Annotated in this window: 17 protein-coding genes and 1 rRNA gene; 6 read left to right on the forward strand and 12 right to left on the reverse strand. The window is 42.8% G+C overall.

Annotation, left to right across the window (positions count from 1 at the left end; translation table 11 throughout):
- Positions 1 to 31: 31 nt before the first annotated feature.
- Together B2863_RS02620 and B2863_RS02625 are read left to right on the forward strand one after the other, a co-directional pair.
- The gene (locus B2863_RS02620) at positions 32 to 745 is read left to right on the forward strand and encodes a DUF1499 domain-containing protein (protein WP_296207308.1); all 714 of its coding nucleotides are present in this window, start codon (positions 32 to 34) and stop codon (positions 743 to 745) included.
- Positions 746 to 971: 226 nt separating this feature from the next.
- Positions 972 to 2,432 carry a lytic murein transglycosylase gene (locus B2863_RS02625; RefSeq protein WP_238069820.1) on the forward strand — a complete coding sequence of 487 codons (1,461 nt, stop codon included), beginning with the start codon at positions 972 to 974 and terminating at the stop codon, positions 2,430 to 2,432.
- A 117-nt stretch (positions 2,433 to 2,549) separates the two neighbouring features.
- On the opposite strand, the gene B2863_RS02630 is transcribed toward B2863_RS02625, so the two are convergent.
- The 4 genes from B2863_RS02630 to B2863_RS02645 form a co-directional block, all read right to left on the reverse strand.
- Positions 2,550 to 2,849 carry a hypothetical protein gene (locus tag B2863_RS02630; protein ID WP_057761845.1) on the reverse strand — a complete coding sequence of 100 codons (300 nt, stop codon included), beginning with the start codon at positions 2,847 to 2,849 and terminating at the stop codon, positions 2,550 to 2,552.
- A 204-nt stretch (positions 2,850 to 3,053) separates the two neighbouring features.
- On the reverse strand, positions 3,054 to 4,061 hold the full coding sequence (locus B2863_RS02635; RefSeq protein ID WP_296207316.1) for a DUF4062 domain-containing protein: 1,008 nt from the start codon (positions 4,059 to 4,061) through the stop codon (positions 3,054 to 3,056).
- 171 nt (positions 4,062 to 4,232) lie between these two features.
- Positions 4,233 to 5,222, reverse strand: coding sequence for a glutamate racemase (gene murI / locus B2863_RS02640; RefSeq protein ID WP_296207318.1), 990 nt, complete (start codon positions 5,220 to 5,222; stop codon positions 4,233 to 4,235).
- A gap of 209 nt (positions 5,223 to 5,431) precedes the next feature.
- Positions 5,432 to 6,214 carry a DUF1285 domain-containing protein gene (locus B2863_RS02645; protein WP_296207319.1) on the reverse strand — a complete coding sequence of 261 codons (783 nt, stop codon included), beginning with the start codon at positions 6,212 to 6,214 and terminating at the stop codon, positions 5,432 to 5,434.
- A gap of 551 nt (positions 6,215 to 6,765) precedes the next feature.
- Here B2863_RS02645 and B2863_RS02650 point away from each other — a divergent pair.
- Positions 6,766 to 8,403, forward strand: coding sequence for an electron transfer flavoprotein-ubiquinone oxidoreductase (locus tag B2863_RS02650; protein WP_296207337.1), 1,638 nt, complete (start codon positions 6,766 to 6,768; stop codon positions 8,401 to 8,403).
- A gap of 136 nt (positions 8,404 to 8,539) precedes the next feature.
- Here the strand turns inward: B2863_RS02650 and B2863_RS02655 are convergent, their stop codons facing one another.
- The gene (locus B2863_RS02655) at positions 8,540 to 10,036 is read right to left on the reverse strand and encodes an alanine/glycine:cation symporter family protein (RefSeq protein WP_201608209.1); all 1,497 of its coding nucleotides are present in this window, start codon (positions 10,034 to 10,036) and stop codon (positions 8,540 to 8,542) included.
- Between the two features lie 774 nt (positions 10,037 to 10,810).
- Here B2863_RS02655 and B2863_RS02660 point away from each other — a divergent pair.
- From B2863_RS02660 to B2863_RS02670, 3 genes are all read left to right on the forward strand, one after another.
- On the forward strand, positions 10,811 to 11,071 hold the full coding sequence (locus B2863_RS02660) for a DUF4212 domain-containing protein (protein WP_057761855.1): 261 nt from the start codon (positions 10,811 to 10,813) through the stop codon (positions 11,069 to 11,071).
- A 3-nt stretch (positions 11,072 to 11,074) separates the two neighbouring features.
- On the forward strand, positions 11,075 to 12,943 hold the full coding sequence (locus B2863_RS02665; RefSeq protein WP_057761858.1) for a sodium:solute symporter family protein: 1,869 nt from the start codon (positions 11,075 to 11,077) through the stop codon (positions 12,941 to 12,943).
- Positions 12,944 to 13,104: 161 nt separating this feature from the next.
- Positions 13,105 to 13,653, forward strand: a complete 549-nt coding sequence (locus tag B2863_RS02670; RefSeq protein ID WP_296207325.1) for a hypothetical protein — start codon at positions 13,105 to 13,107, stop codon at positions 13,651 to 13,653.
- 57 nt (positions 13,654 to 13,710) lie between these two features.
- Here B2863_RS02670 and B2863_RS02675 read toward each other — a convergent pair whose 3' ends face one another.
- The 7 genes from B2863_RS02675 to rrf all read right to left on the reverse strand — a co-directional run bounded on the left by B2863_RS02675 (position 13,711) and on the right by rrf (position 19,583).
- A complete protein-coding gene (locus tag B2863_RS02675; protein WP_290178843.1) occupies positions 13,711 to 14,316 on the reverse strand; it encodes a rhomboid family intramembrane serine protease in 606 nt (201 codons plus the stop codon).
- Between the two features lie 40 nt (positions 14,317 to 14,356).
- Complete coding sequence (locus tag B2863_RS02680) at positions 14,357 to 15,409, reverse strand: 5'-nucleotidase (RefSeq protein ID WP_296207328.1); 1,053 nt, start codon at positions 15,407 to 15,409, stop codon at positions 14,357 to 14,359.
- A gap of 245 nt (positions 15,410 to 15,654) precedes the next feature.
- Positions 15,655 to 16,944 (reverse strand): TRAP transporter large permease, encoded by a 1,290-nt coding sequence (locus tag B2863_RS02685; protein WP_101204395.1) that lies wholly within the window; start codon positions 16,942 to 16,944, stop codon positions 15,655 to 15,657.
- The gene (locus B2863_RS02690) at positions 16,941 to 17,468 is read right to left on the reverse strand and encodes a TRAP transporter small permease (RefSeq protein WP_296207330.1); all 528 of its coding nucleotides are present in this window, start codon (positions 17,466 to 17,468) and stop codon (positions 16,941 to 16,943) included. Before B2863_RS02690 ends, B2863_RS02685 begins: the two co-directional genes overlap by 4 nt.
- 18 nt (positions 17,469 to 17,486) lie before the next feature.
- A complete protein-coding gene (locus tag B2863_RS02695) occupies positions 17,487 to 18,545 on the reverse strand; it encodes a TRAP transporter substrate-binding protein (protein ID WP_296207332.1) in 1,059 nt (352 codons plus the stop codon).
- Between the two features lie 377 nt (positions 18,546 to 18,922).
- Positions 18,923 to 19,270 (reverse strand): hypothetical protein, encoded by a 348-nt coding sequence (locus B2863_RS02700; protein ID WP_296207334.1) that lies wholly within the window; start codon positions 19,268 to 19,270, stop codon positions 18,923 to 18,925.
- 199 nt (positions 19,271 to 19,469) lie between these two features.
- A 5S ribosomal RNA gene (gene rrf, locus B2863_RS02705) occupies positions 19,470 to 19,583 on the reverse strand.
- Positions 19,584 to 19,662: the final 79 nt, after the last annotated feature.

Raw genomic sequence — 19,662 nt, forward strand, 5'->3', positions numbered from 1 at the left:
ACAAGCTGCTAAATCGCAATGGAGAAGTTGAATGAAAATGATAGTCGGTCTAATGAGTGTAATTGCTATTCTGCTAGTCGCTCTGGCAGGCCCAATGTACAAGTTTGGCATTGTAGAATTAAGCACTGCGTTTGCAGGGTTTAAATTTGGGTTATTTGCTGGTATCGCAGCATTGGTATTGTTAGCTATACAGCTATTATTTAAACGAAATACAGCCAGTATTGGAAGCGCATTAGCCTCAGCCGTACTTGCTGTCACTGCAATCGCTGTCCCGCTTGGCATGATGAATACGGCCAAAAATGTACCGCCTATTCACGATATTTCTACCGATCTGGTGAATCCGCCTGAGTTTGTCGCGATTGCGCCACTGCGTGCAGATGCACCGAATCCCGTAGCGTACGCAGGTGCAGAAGTGGCTGAACAACAACGTACTGCCTATCCTGATTTGCAGACATTGACCTATACTCAGTCAAAGCCTGAATTGGTTGAGGCATCTACCCAAGCCATTGAGAATTTAGGGTGGGAGCTAGTAAATGTTGATGCCGATAAAGGCATCATCGAAGCAACAGAGACGACTGCTTGGTTTGGTTTCAAAGATGATGTGATCATTCGTGTGACTGACAACGATAGCGAGTGCTTAGTTGATATTCGCAGTAAGTCACGAGTTGGACAGAGCGATTTGGGCAAAAATGCGACGCGTATTCAGAGCTTTATAGAAGAACTAGATAGTGTGCTAGCCAAATAAACAGGTTATACCTCTTAAGGATAGTCCTCGAGTTGAAATACTGTTTAACGCTTTGCATTTTCAGCCCTATGAAATCCTCTTCTAATCTCACGGCAGCGTCAATTTATCGTAACCATTTATAACCTTGGTACTTCGACAGCTTTTCTTTACTGTTTAGATTGGTTACTCTACGTTAATATCATTTTTTGCCTTTCGATAACTATTTTAACGTTTATAGGATATTTTCATGCGTTTGACTCCTTTTTCTACTTTGTCGCTGCTTAGTGTTGCTGTCGGCATCAGCCTTGCTACCACTGCTCAAGCCGCGCAGCCGCCAGCACCTGATTTATCCAATAGCGAGTTTCAGCAGTGCTTGGACAATCTAAAGAATTCTAGCAAGTTTAGCGGTGTTGATGGCTATACCTTTAATAACTATCGCCCAAGCCAGCCTGATCCTAGTGTCATTCAGTCACTCAACTACCAGCCAGAGTTTCAAAAAGACGTCTGGGACTATTTATCAGCATTGGTAGACAAAGAGCGTGTCGAGGACGGTATCCGAGCCAAGCGTCAATGGGGCTCGACGCTACGTCAAATCGAATCGCGTTATGGCGTAAAAGCTGAGCATGTGCTCGGTGTCTGGGGCGTAGAGTCTAACTTTGGTCAAACGCTAGGTAAAAAACCATTATTTGAGTCTTTAGCGACCCTATCTTGCTTTGATCGTCGTCAAAGCTACTTTCAGGGCGAGTATGCCAATGCTCTAAAAATCGTGCAAAACGGTGATATCGCACCAAATGATATGACAGGATCATGGGCAGGTGCTTTTGGACAGACACAGTTTATGCCGAGTACTTTCTTAGAGTTGGCAGTAGACTTCGATGGTGATGGACGTCGTGATTTGGTCAATAGCGTCCCTGATGCACTCGCTTCTACCGCAAACTTCTTAGACAATCGCGGCTATCGTACTGGTGAGCCTTGGGGTTATGAAGTCAAACTACCTGATGGGTTCTGGGCCGCATCTAATCGTAAAGACAAAAAATCGATAAGCCATTGGCGCGACCAAGGTCTGACATTGGCTAATGGCAGTCCGTTACCGTATGACTTGAGCAGTGCAGGTTTATTATTACCTGCTGGTATGGAAGGCCCTGCTTTCTTGGTGGGTAAAAATTTCGACACTTTTTACTCTTATAATGCCTCAGAGAACTACGCACTAGCGATTGCACACTTATCAGATCTAATCACTCGCGAAGACAGCAGCAAAACAGACTTTATCACTGCGTGGCCGACCGACGATCCTGGTATCAGCCGCCAGCAGGCCAAAGATATTCAACAAGCGTTGCTAAATGCCGGTTATGATATCGGCGGTGTAGATGGCATCATCGGAGACAATACCCGTACCGCTATCCAGCAATACCAGACTAGTCGCGGTATTTTCCCAGCTGACGGACGCGCAGGTCAAAAATTCTATCGCGCCATCGTTGGCAATGCGGCGCCGAGTCAAACTCAATACGGTCAGCCTGCAAACAGCCAGCCCCTGAATCCTGCACCTGCCGATCGCATGGGGCAATTGATTCAGCAGCAAACGACTGCTCCTAGTAGCTACTCATCTCAACCATCAGTGAGCTCATCGACTTCTGGCAATACACGTTATCGCCGTGTTACTGACGCCGATGGCACTATCAAACTTGTTCGTATAGACCAAGGTTCGTAGTAGCAATATAAATAACGCTATTTAGACGCATTAAAAAAGCCACGCTAACGATAGCGTGGCTTTCTTATTTATAAATAGTTATTAATAGAACTTATCTCATTTTCTCAAAATACGTATCTAGACAATAGGTGGTGGCTTAGGCTGACCATTGTCACCATTCCAATTTTCGCGAGCTTTGTCGTCTAAATCGGCAGCCGTTTTTGGCTCCCACTTACCGTTTTCTTTCCAAGTCGCATCGCCCCAATCTTCATCTTCGGCTTTACTGTCTAAATCTTTGTAGGCCTTGCTAGGATCTATACCGCGACGTTTCATATCTGCTACTTGCTCTTCTAACGTATGAAACTGATCAGCATCATGCATAGACTTTTCTAGACCATCAATCTCTCTTTTTAACTCGTCATTTTTAGCATTGCTCATCGTACGCTCTCCCTAATTATTAATATTATAGTTGTCATTCTAAAATAGTTAACGTTGTTAATACTGCTAACTAACTGACTTTATTATTACGGGTCTGAGGAAGATTCACAAGCATTGCACGTATGCTTTGTATTACAAAACGTAGTCGTGATGCCAAAATGGACGTTTTAGATGGCTATTATTGAGCACGCTAGCGAATAATTACTAGTCTTGTTTATTCGTATTTGAGGTATGATTTTGCAGTAGGTTTTTTGCGTAGAAGGTAAGCTTCCATAGCTCTTGTGATACCCGCGTGCCATAAGTCATCAGTTGTATCCAGTTTGCACCGACTAGCTTACGTTGCAAATTATTGATATCAGCTTGAGAAATTTGGCAGCGTGAGACAGCATGAACGTTTGGCATCTCTTTTTTGATATCTACTTCCGCTTTAGCGGTAATCAAACGATTGATGGCATTTTGCAAGCCATAGCTCGAAAAAGTAGACGGTATTCTCATGAGTGTCATGAGTATCTCGTGCCACGAGAGTGTTAGCGATCTGGTTACGTCCGTTAGATTGCCACCCTCATAAGCCTGAGCACTATATTGAATCTCAAAAAACTCTGTTAACTCAATTGGCTCACTAACCTTATCCGATATAAAATCTTCGTCATCAGGACTATTGTTCTCTACCTCGGTAGTACTAGGTAATATATCGACTGGCTTCTCATACACGACCTTTTTACTAGTCGTATTCTCTTCGTCATTCGCTCTGACCCAGCCACCTACCATTTTGTTATTGGCGACTGCATTATAATGAGCCTGTACTAGCAATGGCTCAATATCTTCTTCCGTATCATAGTAATGTAGCTGATTATCTTGCTTGGTGACTAACTTAATAAACTCTTGAAGCTGTCGGCTGATAACAGCGTCTGGAGAATGGTTTTTGACCAGCACAATTAGCGGCTTAAGCTTCGCTTTGGCATTTAGATAACTTAAGTGCATTTGGCTAACGCCGTTTTTTTGCACAGTCCCGTAGCTGTCGCCAACGATCATGACTGCGTAATCACAAGAGTCAATACACTGGCGGCCATAAAAAGAGGCTTTAGATAATTTACTAGAAACATCATAGGTCAGAAATGCGCGCGCCTGAAAAAATATCGCTAAGCTGTCTAGAACCAACAACTGGTCATTGTCAGCGCATATAATATGAATATGATAGCGACGATTCGGCACAATTACCTCTAAGCGTAGGTCGTGACATAAAAAGGATAGGGTGTGAGATAGAACACAAAAATCTTGTCTTGCTCAGCCTAGCATACTCTTAGCTTGAAAAGATGCACTCAATTTATTTTAACTGAGTCAGCGTTGCATACAGCGTATTGATATCACTAGCTTTGATAATAACTAGTGAGAGTAGTATTGCAATGCCATTTCTGTACCGAGTAAGCGCTCAACTAAAGCGCATAGTCTATCACTATATTTAGTGGCGTGAAAAGTTAATGGCGGTCTAGTAATGGTATTTTTATTACTGGTTTTTTGTGACAGATTTTCTTGTTTTTCACTCATTAATGATGCAGACAAGTTATTTGCAATCAATAGCTGTCTAACCCGCTCAGCAATCGCTTGACCAGAATCAATGACTTGTATTGATAGCTGCTGCTGTGCAATCTCATCTAACAAGAATGTCTTAAAAAACGGATAATGTGTACATCCCAGCACTAACTGATCGACACCTTCATTAGCAAATATCCGTACCTGTTGACGTAATCTCTCGGCTGTCTCGTCTTGTTCTGACATACCTGCTTCTACCCAAGGCACTAGTTGCGGATCAAAATACTTAGTGACTACTGTGTTATTAGGTTGAGCAAAATTGATAATAACATCGTTTAGCAAAGTGCCATTCAACGTCGCTTTGGTTGCTAGTACCGCTACATGAGCACTCTTACTGGCCAGTACCGCAGGCTTTAATGCAGGGACAAGTCCCACAATAGGTATATGTGGATAGCAGCGTCGGGCAGTATCTAGCGCATATGCTGAGGCACTGTTGCAAGCAATAACAATCAGCTTACAGCCTTGCTGATGTAACCACTCTACAGCCTTTAGCGTTAGCGCTTCAATATCTTCGCTGTCACGATTGCCATAAGGTACGTTCAGCGTATCGGCGTAATATACGTAACGCTCAGTAGGCAGCTGCTGTGCTAAATGCAAATAAACAGACAAACCGCCAACACCAGAATCAAACACTCCAATGGGTGCGCTACTGTTTTTATCGCTTACAACTGTATTACCAGCATGTTTATTGACATCTACTAGATCAATAGCTTTGAGACTCTGGTCAACAGATATATCGACACACGGTCTGAGTTTTTCGACTGTCTGGTTTTTGATATCCATCTTTATGCTAATGCCATTATCATATTATTCATCAATTTCATTACCCAGTTAAATGCGCTATATATATGTTGCATGTATGGCGTTACTTTATGTCGGCTCTCTATCGACTACCTTTATACGATAATAATTTTTCAGACTAATAAAATCGGGCGACATTATAAAATTATAGCACTCATCGGCATACAGCAATTAATAGATAAACATAATACCTAATCAGTAGGCATGGATAGTGAATAAGACTGGCTACCACTCTGTAACGTTAATATCGTCTTGCCATTTTCTTCTGATAATGCTCCAATTTCAGTCAGGTGATAAAAAGTATTGCGGCCGATAAGCGCAGTCAATCCATTTCTGACCATCATGTATGGGCGTACCTGTTCTGTAGATGCTAATTCCTGAGAATCTGCAACATCGTCAGCTTTACTCATTTGATTCGCTTGATCGCTTTCACTAAAGTCACTGTTATTAAAGTCGCTGTCATTAGAATCACTTTTATTAGAGTTATACGCCTTTAATACGATCGGATGCTCATCGTCTAAGCGAACCACATCTCCTGTCGTCGTTGTAAACTCCAACCAACTCATATCATCTTCATGGACAATACCAACATCATTGATCAGAAGTGGCGCATCTTCTACTTGGATACGGATTTTCTGTACAGGGGTCTTCAAAAAGTACTCAGTAATGCCATTATTTTCTTCTTTCCATAGTATCGTGGCAAACAAGCTGACCAGTGACTCACGGGTCATTTGCCCGCCTTCATGCCACCACTCTCCGTTTGCCTTGATAGTCAAATCCATATCAACAATATCTTCAGGATGCCATTTTTCAAGCGGTGGTATTGCACGTCCTTCGCGAGTCCCTTTCGTAGACTTAATATACTGGCTTAGCGCATCCAAATTATCTAAGTTATTTAGGCTAGAAGGCTTGCTGTTTGGGACTTCTGCTATTTTCTCACGGCTTTCTTTATTGCCATTATTATCGTTATTCATTATTAATCCCTTTATTTAGTATTCAAAGTTTGGCTTATCTATTATTACTATAAATTTTTGTTTCAGGTATGATGAAACTTTATCGTTATAACAACCTCATTTTCTTAACATTACCTTAGCATCGATACTCATAAATGCGTATCGTGTTTGTAGGACTTTTCTTTTATAATGAGTAACGATTTTTTATTGAAATGGTCAAGTGGGTGTTGTATTGATGACACATCTTACGTTATGCGTTGATATCCTTAGATAAATTGGTATTAACCATGACGAGTCAATTGATGCCGCAAAGACAGTTTTATCGGGCAGCCATATGTCTGAGTGACGTTAGCGCCGCAAGTCTATTATTCAGTTGTTAAGCTAATGATGCCCTGAGATAAGCCACTAAAAGTTTAGGAGTAGGTATGCAAGAGCAAGACAATCAAACGCCAGTTATCGATGGTAATACTGTGAATGCTGACGCACCAGTAGCAACAGAGACCGCAACGCTAGATAAAGCAGAACCAGTCGTAGCGCCAGTTGCCGCGGAACCTGAAGTCGAACGCGAATCAATGGAGTTCGATGTCATCATCGTTGGTGGTGGACCTGCAGGTCTGTCTGCTGCCATCCGTTTGCGCCAGCTCGCTATTGAAGCTGGTAATGATGAGTTTATGGTTTGTGTGGTCGAAAAAGGCTCTGAGTTTGGTGCCCATACGTTGTCTGGTGCAGTCATCGAGCCACGTGCTCTAAATGAGCTGATTCCTGACTGGAAAGAAAAAGGCGCACCGCTTAACGTGCTAGCGACAGAAGATCGTTTTTATTATCTAAACTCTGCCACACGCTCAACTAAAGTGCCTGACTCTTTAATTCCAGGTCCGATGCACAACGATGGCAACTATATTGTCTCCCTAGGTAATGTCGTTCGTTGGTTAGCCGTACAAGCAGAAGAGCTTGAAGTCATGATGTTCCCAGGCTTCCCTGCCGATGACATCTTATACAATGACGACGGTTCGGTCAGAGGTGTGTTAACGGGTGATATGGGTGTGGCCGCCAATGGTGAAGCCAAGCCAAGTTTTGAGCCTGGTTATGAGCTCCTTGCCAAATACACTATTTTTGCCGAAGGTAGCCGTGGACATTTAGGCAAACGCTTAATCAGCCGTTTTGATCTAGATAAAGACTCTGATCCTCAGCATTATGGTATCGGTCTAAAAGAGTTATGGGAAGTTGAACCTGGAAAGCATGAGCAAGGCGTAGTCATGCATGGTCTTGGTTGGCCATTGACTGAAACCGGCTCTACTGGCGGCTGGTGGTTATACTTTGATGAAAACAATCAAGTAAGCTTTGGTCTTGTGGCTGATTTGTCTTACCACAATCCTTACATGTCTCCATTTGATGAAATGCAGCGCTTGAAAACGCACCCTGTTATCAAAAATGTTTTAGAAGGCGGTAAGCGTATTTCTTACGGTGCCCGTGCGTTGACCAAAGGTGGTCTAAACTCACTACCGAAGTTCACATTCCCCGGTGGCGTGTTGGTAGGTGATGACGCTGGTTTCTTAAACCCAGCAAAAATCAAAGGCACGCATACCTCGATGAAGTCAGGCATGCTCGCAGCCGAAGCTATCTTTGAGGCGCTGCAAGCTGACCGTCAGCATGATGAAGTGGTTGCTTATAGCACAATGTACAAAGAGTCATGGTTGTATCAAGATAACTATGAGTCGCGCAACTTCTCACCTGCGATTCACCGTATGGGTCTGTTCATGGGCGGCGCTTTCACCTTTATCGAGCACAACTTGTTGAAAGGTAAAATGCCGTTCACTTTGCATGACAATATCCCAGATTACGATCAGTTAGAGCGTGCTAATCATGCTTATCAACCAACTTATCTTAAGCCTGATGGTAAGTTGGTATTTGATAAATTGTCGTCGGTATTTATCTCTAATACCAACCATGCAGAAGATCAGCCAACGCATCTAAAACTTACTGATCCAACGGTACCTATTTCAATCAACTTACCGTTGTACGCTGAGCCTGCACGTTTATACTGCCCAGCGGGTGTGTATGAAGTGGTTAAAGACGCTGAAGGTGCTAAGTTTGTCATCAATGCTCAGAACTGTGTGCATTGTAAGACCTGTGATATTAAAGACCCTTCACAGAACATCACTTGGGTAACGCCAGAAGGTGGCGGTGGTCCTAACTATCCAAACATGTAAATCAGGATAATTCTGATTTGAGCTGGTACAGTTAATATCATTAAAACTGCGCTCCAATAAAAACCGCCCTTCTCTTTGTAAAAGAAGGGCGGTTTTTTAATGCTTAGAACAAGCTATTTTTACCAATCAATTCTGCTTAATCTGTCCAAGCATCACGGTTGGCTTCATCTCTGAGTTTCACAAAGTTATCAGGATCAAACTTAATCTGATCGCCTGTTTTACCCTCTTTTACCTGACGCTCATAGTCCCGTAGTATTCTTAGCGCTACAGGAGACAAGAGCAAAATAGCCACTAAGTTGACTAAGGCCATCAGGCCCATAGATAAGTCAGCGAAGTTCCATATAGCAGGTAGGCTAGCAACAGAGCCGATAAATACCATACCTAATACCAAAAAGCGGAAAATCATGATCATCACTTTGGCGTTTTTGGCACCAGAGATAAACTCAAGATTTGACTCACCGTAGCTATAGTTGGCGATGATAGACGTAAATGAGAAGAAGAAAATCGCAATCGCCACGAACACCACACCTAGGTCCCCCACATACTGTGATAAAGCTAGCTGAGTTAACTGAATACCTTCTTGCTCGACATTAGGGTCGACCACACCAGACAAGATAATAATCGACGCCGTCGCGGTACAAATGATAAGGGTATCCATAAATACGCCAAGCATTTGCATAAAGCCTTGTACTGCTGGGTGATCAGGATGACTCTTCGCCGTTGCTGCAGCATTCGGCGCTGAACCCATACCTGCTTCGTTAGAGAACAATCCGCGTTTGATACCGTTAATCATTGCCTGCGCAATACCATAACCGATGACACCGCCTGCCGCCTGCTCAAAACCAAATGCTGATTTTACAATCAACGCGATCGCTGCTGGGAATTGACTAAAATTAGTCACGATAATGAATAGTGCTAGCAAGATGTACAAGATGGCCATCACTGGTACGATTTTACCCGCGATACGAGCTACTGAGCGCAAACCACCGAATACCACTGGCGCTACCAGTACTACCAATACCAAACCTGTCATCCACGTTGGCACACCAAAGGCTTCATTGGTCGCTTGAGCGATGGTATTGGACTGTACGCCATTGAACGCCAAACCAAAGGCCACTAACAAACATAATGAGAAAAACACAGCAAGCCAGCGTTTACCTAGACCTTTTTCAATGTAATAAGCAGGGCCACCGCGGTACACATTGTCATTGTGCGGTACTTTGTACGCCTGTGCTAAGGTTGACTCGATAAAGCTGGTCGACATACCGACCAGTGCTGTCATCCACATCCAGAATACAGCACCTGGTCCACCTAGATAGATTGCAATTGCCACACCTGCCAAGTTACCAGTACCAACACGTGCGGCCAACGACGTCATCAATGCTTCAAATGAGCTGATACCACCATCTTTGCGGCCTTGATTGGACACGCGTAGCAACTTCCACATATGACCAAAATGACGAAACTGAATAAAACGTGTCACGACGGTAAAGTAAAGACCCGCACCAATTAGTAAGAACATCAGTAATCCATACCAAGGGTTGCTAGCAATCAGCCAGTCATTGTTACCCCAGATAATACCGACACCATAATTTACGATGTTATTAAACCAACCTACTATCCCTTCGTTCATATGGGCTCCTTATTCATTCTTTATATGCGTTACTTAAATTTCATATCGATATCATATTTTGATTGCCATGGACTATATAAGCCTCTGTGCAAAATACCTGATACCAAAAAGACACGTGCATGATATAGATATTGAGCGACATGTGACCATCACGTTTACTTATCGATTTCATATAATTATTTTTAAAATAAATAATGCTTATGTTTCAGCTTATATAGAATAGATTAAGTGATAATTTAATCGCACAAATTACACGGTTGCCGTACCATTTGCGTAACGTTAGGTTTTTTAATGAATGCCAAACAAACTAATTTTTAGTAATTTCCTTATTACTCATGCGCAGTAGTTTGCAATTATATTTATTAAACCGTGCTAATATAAATTCTATATCCGTTTAGACTGTTTTATGGTTATCGAAGCTATTAAGCAGTACAAGAAGCTATCAAGCAGTACAATAGGTTAGCGTGTTAAAAAGATTAAAACTCTTGTCAGGAAGACGAGATTGTTAAAAAGACACTGGATAGTCCACCCTTCTGTCTTCCTCAAGAAATGTTATTTTTGCCATTCGATGGTTTAAGTCAATACGATGCTTAAATAGTTAACTACTTTTATTTGAAGTAAAGAACTACCGAGCATTCAACGTACTATCACGCATCATCGTTTTCACTATATAAAGCAGTACCTGATTATTTTTTATACTTTTTGTAGTAAGAAATAATCGCAGTTCTTTTTATATTGTTGGTATTTTTTAGGGAAGACAAAAGGAGTTGTCCTATGAAAGATCATAACGATCCATCCGGTTATTGGCGTGCCAATGTCCGTCTCATCTTAGGTAGCCTAGTAGTTTGGGCACTATGTTCTTATGGTTTTGCTATTTTATTGCGTCCTCTTTTAGCCGGCATCAAAGTCGGCGGCACTGACTTGGGCTTTTGGTTTGCTCAGCAAGGCTCTATAGGGGTGTTTATCATTTTAATTTTCTTCTACGCATGGCGTATGAATAAGTTAGATAAACAATATGGCGTAGATGAGGAATAGACCATGAGTCAGTATTTAGTTAATATTATTTTCGTAGGCCTATCTTTCGCTCTGTATTTTGGTATTGCGATTTGGGCTCGGGCTGGGACAACCAGTGAATTTTATGTGGCGGGCGGCGGTGTACATCCAGTAGTTAACGGTATGGCGACAGCTGCTGACTGGATGAGTGCAGCATCTTTTATTTCTATGGCAGGTTTGCTTGCTGCTGGCGGTTATGGCGCATCAACCTATTTGATGGGTTGGACAGGTGGTTATGTTCTACTAGCCATGCTACTGGCGCCTTACTTACGTAAATTTGGCAAGTTCACTGTGCCGGACTTTATTGGAGATCGCTTTTATTCAAAAACGGCTGCAATGATTGCCGTGGTTTGTTTGATTATTGCCTCTACCACGTACGTTATCGGTCAGATGACAGGTGCTGGTGTCGCATTTTCACGCTTCTTAGAAGTAGATAACAACACAGGTCTTATTATTGCGGCGGTTGTCGTATTCTTTTATGCAGTTCTTGGCGGTATGAAAGGGATTACCTACACGCAGGTTGCGCAGTATGTGGTTCTGATGATTGCTTATACCATTCCTGCTGTCTTTATTTCACTTGAATTAACCGGCAATCCAATTCCAGGTTTGGGCCTATTTTCAAACCATATCGAATCTGGTGTGCCTATCCTAACCAAGCTTGATCAAGTCGTGACCGATTTGGGATTCACAGCGTATACGGCTGACGTACCTAACAAGCTAAACATGGTGCTGTTCACCTTATCACTTATGATTGGTACGGCTGGTCTACCTCACGTTATTATTCGCTTTTTCACAGTTCCTAAAGTCGCTGATGCACGTTGGACTGCTGGTTGGACATTAGTATTTATCTCGTTATTGTACTTCACAGCACCTGCTGTTGGCGCAATGGCACGTTTAAACCTTATCGATACTATCTATCCACAAGGCGTTGCAGAGCCTGCTATCGACTATGATCAACGTCCAGACTGGATGAGAACTTGGGAAGATACTGGCCTGATCAAATATACTGACCTTAACAATGATGGTCGTATTCAGATGTATAACGATAGTGGACTGGGCGCTGCAGAAGTTGCTCTAACCAATGCACAGACTGAAGGCGGTGATGTAGGCGCTGCGACGACTGCGGTTGAAACAGCACGTGCTGCACATGACCTCGAACTTGATGGTCGCTTCGCAGATGCCGGCTGGGCTGGTAACGAGCTCGACGTCAATGCTGATATCTTGGTATTGGCTAACCCAGAGATTGCACAACTGCCATCTTGGGTAATTGGTTTGATCGCCGCAGGTGGTCTAGCCGCTGCACTATCAACTGCTGCTGGCTTATTGCTCGCTATCTCGTCAGCGATTAGTCATGATTTAATCAAACGAAACCTCAATCCAAACATTACTGACAAAGGAGAGCTCAAGGTCGCACGTATTACGATGGGTATTGCGATTGTAGTTGCTACTTATTTAGGTATGAATCCACCAGGGTTTGCAGCACAGGTAGTTGCATTGGCATTTGGTATCGCTGGTGCGTCCCTCTTCCCTGCACTAATGATGGGTATCTTCTCAAAACGTATTAACAACCTTGGCGCTATCGCTGGTATGTTGACAGGTTTGATCAGTATCTTGGTTTACATCTTCGTCTTCAAAGGTTGGTTCTTCATCAGCGGTACTGCCAACTTCCCTGATACAGCGGAGTACTGGCTATTTGGTATCTCACCACTATCATTCGGTGTGATTGGTGCCCTGCTTAACTTTATCGTTGCATTCATTGTTTCTTATGCGACCAAAGCGCCACCGCTACATATTCAAGAATTGGTTGAAAGCGTTCGCTCACCACGCGGTGCAGGCGGTGCGGTCGACCATTAACCTGACGAATGATGATATGTCTTCTGTTACTATATATCACTCACAGGCAGTAGCTGCTTGTGGGTGATTTTTTTATCCTATAGCTATAATAACTAAATTTTAGATTTTTACTTTATCTAATAGGTTCAATTAGACACATCTAACGCATTAAGGAATATTTTATGCTTTTTGAGTTTATCGCTACCATCGCTGCCGCATTTGGTATGGCTGGACTAGCACTTATCATAACTCACCTCAGCAAACTGGCAGGCAAACGTGCACCTAAATGGCTGATTCCCTTATTTGCTGCTATTGGGATGTTTGCATTTCAGATAAACCAGGAATACAGCTGGTATGGTCAACAAGTGCGAGATTTGCCAGAAGGCGTAGAAGTTGTCAAAACAGCAGAAAGCACGAAATGGTTCCGTCCATGGTCTTATGCTAAACCACAAATATTACGTTTTATCGCTGCCGATACTGGAAATGCTAGTGTGCATGCTGACAATCCAGATATGCACTTAGTTAATTTGTATTTGTTTGAAAGACGCAGAAGCGTGCAGAAGATTTTACAGGTAATAGATTGCACTACTCCTGCACGAGCGGACTACGTAATACCAGAAAAAGGTAACACACTGACGGTGAATGAACACGTTAAACAGACCACTGCGTGGCGAGAGCTGACTACAGACGATCCTTTATTTATCAAAATCTGTACTGATACAAACGTCTAATCCAATAACGCTTAGTACAACGATGCTGGTTTATTAAACACTGATAGTACTTCGCTTTTAATAGCGTTGAGAAGCGGCTGAATAAGTATGCTTTGAATTGGCTCCTAACAATAGCCCAGCGCACAAACCACCAAAATGTGCCGCAAACGAGATACCTTGTTGCGGCATCAACCCTTGCTTAATGGTCAGCCAATAGCCAGTTCCCATGACGATACAAGCAATCAGATAACCCCAGCGCCGCGCAAATATAGCCCCGCCTATCATATAACCTAACATTGCAAAGCAAAGCCCTGATGCGCCAATATGAATGGAAGATGGCGACCCGATAACCCAAGTGACCAGTCCTGAGGCAACCACCAGTTTAATCACTGTGCGATAAGCATTCTTCTCAAATAGTCCAAACAAAAACAAAATCTGTAATAGCGTCACCGTATTGCCAGTCAAATGCGACAAATTGCCATGCATGGTCCATGAAGCAAATACCCCTATCATACTACCCACATCTAAAGCACGCGGTACAATACCAAAGATATTCCACATACCAAATAAGGCCACTTCATTTAGAAAAAACATGCCCCACATCGGTATAAGTACAAAAGCATATAGTCCGATGACCTGCTTTATCCGTACGACAATTAAGTGAAGCAACTGCTGCCAATTCATATACCATCCTATTCTTATTACCTAGATTTTTTATACCTACTTAATGGTTTACAGCAAACAATGGATGCACAGCAGGTTTGAATAATAACAAAGATGCATCCTCATCAGCAGTGAGATAGTTGTCACCATGCAATAATGACGTCGAATGATACGGAACCAAAGCCGTAGGAATAAAGCGACGTGCTGCATCAATGTGCTTGATTGAATCGTCAAAGAAGATATGCGGCGCAAATGTTCTGAGTACCGCTGTTTTCTCTAATCCTCCCAAAAAAAATGCCATATCAACGTTCACGCCCCACTCTCGCAACGTCTTGATAGCACGCAAGTCAGCTGGTGCATTGCGCGCCGTCACCAGCGCAATTTTTATTGGCGAGTATTTTAAACCAGCAGGAAGGCGCTCTTGCAGATTTGACAATTTAATTAACAATTCAGCATAAGGGCCTTTTTCAATTGGCAAATCACGCATTTGTACTTCACGATCATGAAAGGCTCGTAGCCCTTTTTGTTTGTATAGCAGTTCACCTGAATCATCAAAAAGTACCGCATCTCCATCAAAGGCAATGCGCAGCTGCTCAGTATCCAGCTCATAAGTATTCACAGGCGTCGCATCTAATATGGCACAGGCACAGATATTGGCATCCGCAACTTGCTGGGCATCGTCGCGATTGGTGGTCAAGAACAGATCAACGTTGAAGTCTTTGATATAAGGCGCAACAGGGCTACCTGAAACAAAAGCAGAACGGGAGATATTAATACCATGTTCTAAAATTGCATTAAGCACCTGAATACCTGTATCTGGACTACTTTTTGAAACAATAACGACTTCGACCAATGGTGTTTCAATGTCTGAATCTTGTCCGTCACTATTATCAGAATACTTATTTAGGTTTAGTAACGCTTTAATTAGCGGATAACCTGCACCAATATTCAAGGGATCATTTTCACGTTCGGTCATGTACTCCCTAAACTCTTTTATAGCACTTGTAGGTCGTTGCTCTAGCAGCTCTAGCAAATAGTTTTCCGATTCAGTCAAATCAAAAAGTGCCGTCGCAGAAATTGCGACGATAAGCGTATTACTAAAATCGACAGCCATGACTATCTCTACTTATAAAGTTATATAGGAAAATGAATGAAAACCAGTTTACTACACTCACATGCCTTTATAACATTAAGAAAAGTTATCACCATGCAGCGTCATAGATTGTGAGTTTGTAAAACTGCCCTCTCTTAATTCTTAGTCAAAATATCAGTCAATAAAAAAGCCACACTGCTTTATTAGCAATATGGCTTCATACAATAACGTTATAAGCTATGGTTTAGATTCAGTTTATATTCCGCCTACCCGAGCAACACAAGCGAGATAGCAGGGAACATCACCAAAATAACCAAGCGAATCACATCAGAGACAATGAATGGTGCCACCCCTCGGAACATATCACTCAGCTTAATGTGCGGTGCCATCGCCTTAATCACAAAGATATTCATCCCCATTGGCGGCGTAATCAAACCAAGCTCCACCGTCAATACCGCAATAATGCCAAACCAGACCGGATCAAACCCTAACGCTAGAATGATGGGATATACCACGGGAATGGTGATTACCAGCATTGCTAAGGCATCCATGAACAGCCCTAATAGGAAGTACATGAACAGGATACAGATCAAGACAATCATTGGACTGACCGCTAGCCCACCGATCCAAGATGCTAAGGTATAAGACAAGCGTGAGACTGAGATAAAATACCCCAATGCCTCTGCACCCAGTAGCATAAAGAATACCACTGCAGAGAGGGCTAGCGTCTCAATCAATGACTGCTTAAGACCATCTAAACGCATGCCTTTAGCAAAAGCATAAGCCCATGAGACAAACGCCCCTACTGCGGCGCCTTCTGTTGGGGTAAATAGCCCAAAGAAGATACCGGCAATAATCACAATAAAGATAAAGCTAAACGGTATCAGACCAGTCAGCGACAGTAGCTTGGCTTTCCACGTGGTTTTCTCACCACGTTTTGCCAAGTGTGGTTTCCAGCGTACCATCACCATGACCGTGAGTGAGTACATCACCATACCGAGCATACCCGGTAAGAAACCAGCGATGAACATGTCACCTACCGACTGCTGGGTTAAGATGGCATAGACCAGTAAGGCAATACTGGGCGGAATCATAATACCAAGCGTACCACCAGCGGCTAAGATACCGCAGGCAAAGCCTGGCTGATAACCGTACTTCTCCATTTGCGGTAACGCCACTTTGGTCATGGTAGAGGCAGTAGCAAGTGATGAGCCTGAGATAGAGGCAAAGATACCGGATGAACCGATACCGGCAATACCAAGACTCCCTCTTACCCCACCAAATATGGTTCGGGTGGCTTCAAAGAGTTTACCTGCCATACCGGAGTGAGTCGCAAACACGCCCATCAGAATAAACAAAGGAATGGCACTAAAGTCATACTTTGCTAAGACATCAACTGGAATGTCTTTGAGCATTTGCAGCGCACCACTAGGCGCGGTAACCGCACCAAAACCGACTAAGCCTACCCCTAACATGGCAAGTGCAACAGGTACTCGTAAGACGACAAGCAGGATCATGACAACTAGGCCAATTGCACCGATAATTTCTGGACTCATGCGCCTGTCTCCTCGGCGTCAAAGAATTCGCCTGTCTTAAAGATGTTGATGGATTCGATCAATGAGCGAATGGCGAGTAGGATGCTTAAGAATGCACTAACCATATAGATAGGCATCATAGATATCCGAAGATCCTGGGTGACTTTGCCATACTCTAGAGCATCAATGGCGCTCTCGTAGAGTCCCCATGAGAAGACGATGCCGATGACAAAAAAGCCCATCATAAAGATACCCATAAGGTAGCCTTTGATAGACTGTGGCATTTTCTGGGTGAAGACGTCGACGATGATTTGTGAACGTTCGACAAATGCGGCAAAGGCAGCTAACAATGCAAATAGCATGAAGTAGGAGACAATCTCTACACTGCCTTTGACGGTAAAGCCAAACTCACCACCGGTAAGTTTGAATATGTAGCGTGCGACGACGTCGAGCATGGTGGTTAGGACGATGATGATGAGACTGATCCCACCGATAAACTGGCATAATCTAGAGATTAAGACGCTGAGCTTGACTAAAAATGCCATGTGACACCTCCAATTAGGTTAGACCTTACAGGCAGCACTGACAGCTTTTGCTTTTTCATAGACGCCATCAGCATCTAAACCCAAAGCGTTAACATCACTTAGATATTTTTGGGTCCCTCTTTCAAGTGGCCCTTTCCAATCTGGATCATTGAGCGGATCAGGAATTTCGACAATTTCATCACCTTTATCTTTAGCAGCTTGAATTGCCATCTGATCATGCTTATCAAATACCTCACCAACTTTACTAGCTAACGCCATTCCTGAGTTTTTATCCAAAACTTGTTTTAGATCGTCAGGTAAATTGTCATATTTGTCCTTGTTCATGGTGACCATAAGCGCTGAACTATAGAAAGGAATGTTGGTATGATATTTGGTAATCTCATCAATTTTAAATGCTGTTACCGCCTCCCAAGGGAAACTCAAACCATCAACGACGCCGCGCTGTAGAGAGGTATACATATCGTTTGCAGGTAGACCTACTGGTGAAGCGCCTGCACTTTCGATAATGTCACCTGCCACAGCTGAAGGACGGCGAATACGCATACCTTTCATATCTGCAGGCGTACGAATTAACTTATCCGTTGTATGAAGTGCACCAGGTCCGCCGCCGTACATAAACAGTAAATGCGTATCTTCGTACTCACTCGCCAAAGTACCATCATCATATAGGGTCTGTAGCATACAGCCCATTTGAGTTGCTGAATTTGATAAACCTGGAAGCTCAGTAATCTGAGTCAAAGGAAAGCGACCGTTGGTATAACCATGCGCTTGTGAACCGATATCGATCGTACCTTTGGCAGCAGATTCGTAAGTAACGTCTGCTTTAGCAAGGCCCGCCGATGGATACAGCTCAACCTTTAGGCGGCCGTCAGAATCTGTTTCTATCTGTTTTGCCCAAGGCTCAAAGACTTCTTTACTGATAGATGAGGTTGCTGGCCAAAAATGCGAAAACCGTAGCACGGTAGTTTCTTGAGAAGTGGCTGATGAGCCATCAGTCGTATCAGCAGATTGGTTAGAACAGCCAAGAAGACTAATAGCTGCTAAAGCACCAATTGAAAAAAGAGGAGCTAACTTCATTATCAATTCCTTTTGATAATTATGAGAATAGGAGTAAGGTATTACGAGCAGACAATCTGATTCATCCTAGATTAAATTATCTACAAGATTTAGATATATTTTTTACATACCTGTAATAAAAATACAGTTTAAAATTAGCAGCTATAATGATAGAAGTCAAATCATTTTGAGCATATTATGAAGGATATATTCATATTATAGATGTATTTCTGACACTTGAAATTTCTATATAGATGATAGTAAAAGTAAGCAGAATAAAATAATTCTTCATAAAAAAAGCTCTCAGCCTGTTATCCAGTTGAGGGCTTTTTATATAGATACTATATGAATTCATAGAAGCTACTCTAGGCAGTTATATAAATCATAATATTAAAGCGCTACTCTTCCATCTGCCACTTATCATCTACCCACACAGCATCGTTATCATCTAGATGTAAATGCCACTCTGCATCAGTTACCGCAAGGCGAATCTGGGTCAAACACTGTAGCCAATGCTCTAGGGTATGCATAAGATCTTCTACATCCATACTAGCAGGTAGCTTTGTAGCGCCTGCTAATATGACCTCAGACTCACTATCATCATATGCATAGAGATCGAAAGTCTCTGCATCATCTGCATGCTCGAAATTTTCATTATATTCATCGACTATTGACGCGATCTTTTCTTGCTCCTGTTGAGTCAAGAGAGTAGAACGTTCAGCAGTATAGTAGAGTGAAACGCCCATAGTGTGCTCCAAAATAAATGACAGATTGTAGATTCTAGAAGTGAATAAATAATATCACATCAAAATGGTACATAGGAAAGTTTGAATTCTTGAGCGAAGCAGCTAGCGCTAAACTTTCTTACATCAAGCACTGTCACCAAACCGCACACAAAGAAAAGCCCCCTCCGCGTTAGCGAAGGGGGCTTTATCTAGAATAGAGAGCTGACGATGACCTACTCTCACATGGGCGAACCACACTACCATTGGCGCTACGATGTTTCACTTCTGAGTTCGGGAAGGGATCAGGTGGGGCCATCGCGCTATTGTCGTCAGCAAAGGGGGTTAGATATGAGTCTGTTGTTTTTATTGTTTGACTATAAATGTTTAGTTTATGGTCGATCAACTTGTAACCT

Origin of the sequence: Psychrobacter sp. UBA3480, assembly GCF_002377945.1 — a bacterium.
GTDB lineage: Bacteria > Pseudomonadota > Gammaproteobacteria > Pseudomonadales > Moraxellaceae > Psychrobacter.

What these genes read in the sequence shown, in the direction of transcription:
- B2863_RS02620 (WP_296207308.1), top strand. Translation starts at nt 32, where the DNA reads ATGAAAATGATAGTCGGTCTAATGAGTGTAATTGCTATTCTGCTAGTC.
- B2863_RS02625 (WP_238069820.1), top strand. Translation starts at nt 972, where the DNA reads ATGCGTTTGACTCCTTTTTCTACTTTGTCGCTGCTTAGTGTTGCTGTC.
- B2863_RS02630 (WP_057761845.1), bottom strand. Translation starts at nt 2,849, where the DNA reads ATGAGCAATGCTAAAAATGACGAGTTAAAAAGAGAGATTGATGGTCTA.
- murI (WP_296207318.1), bottom strand. Translation starts at nt 5,222, where the DNA reads ATGGATATCAAAAACCAGACAGTCGAAAAACTCAGACCGTGTGTCGAT.
- B2863_RS02645 (WP_296207319.1), bottom strand. Translation starts at nt 6,214, where the DNA reads ATGAATAACGATAATAATGGCAATAAAGAAAGCCGTGAGAAAATAGCA.
- B2863_RS02650 (WP_296207337.1), top strand. Translation starts at nt 6,766, where the DNA reads ATGGAGTTCGATGTCATCATCGTTGGTGGTGGACCTGCAGGTCTGTCT.
- B2863_RS02655 (WP_201608209.1), bottom strand. Translation starts at nt 10,036, where the DNA reads ATGAACGAAGGGATAGTAGGTTGGTTTAATAACATCGTAAATTATGGT.
- B2863_RS02660 (WP_057761855.1), top strand. Translation starts at nt 10,811, where the DNA reads ATGAAAGATCATAACGATCCATCCGGTTATTGGCGTGCCAATGTCCGT.
- B2863_RS02665 (WP_057761858.1), top strand. Translation starts at nt 11,075, where the DNA reads ATGAGTCAGTATTTAGTTAATATTATTTTCGTAGGCCTATCTTTCGCT.
- B2863_RS02670 (WP_296207325.1), top strand. Translation starts at nt 13,105, where the DNA reads ATGCTTTTTGAGTTTATCGCTACCATCGCTGCCGCATTTGGTATGGCT.
- B2863_RS02675 (WP_290178843.1), bottom strand. Translation starts at nt 14,316, where the DNA reads ATGAATTGGCAGCAGTTGCTTCACTTAATTGTCGTACGGATAAAGCAG.
- B2863_RS02680 (WP_296207328.1), bottom strand. Translation starts at nt 15,409, where the DNA reads ATGGCTGTCGATTTTAGTAATACGCTTATCGTCGCAATTTCTGCGACG.
- B2863_RS02685 (WP_101204395.1), bottom strand. Translation starts at nt 16,944, where the DNA reads ATGAGTCCAGAAATTATCGGTGCAATTGGCCTAGTTGTCATGATCCTG.
- B2863_RS02690 (WP_296207330.1), bottom strand. Translation starts at nt 17,468, where the DNA reads ATGGCATTTTTAGTCAAGCTCAGCGTCTTAATCTCTAGATTATGCCAG.
- B2863_RS02695 (WP_296207332.1), bottom strand. Translation starts at nt 18,545, where the DNA reads ATGAAGTTAGCTCCTCTTTTTTCAATTGGTGCTTTAGCAGCTATTAGT.
- B2863_RS02700 (WP_296207334.1), bottom strand. Translation starts at nt 19,270, where the DNA reads ATGGGCGTTTCACTCTACTATACTGCTGAACGTTCTACTCTCTTGACT.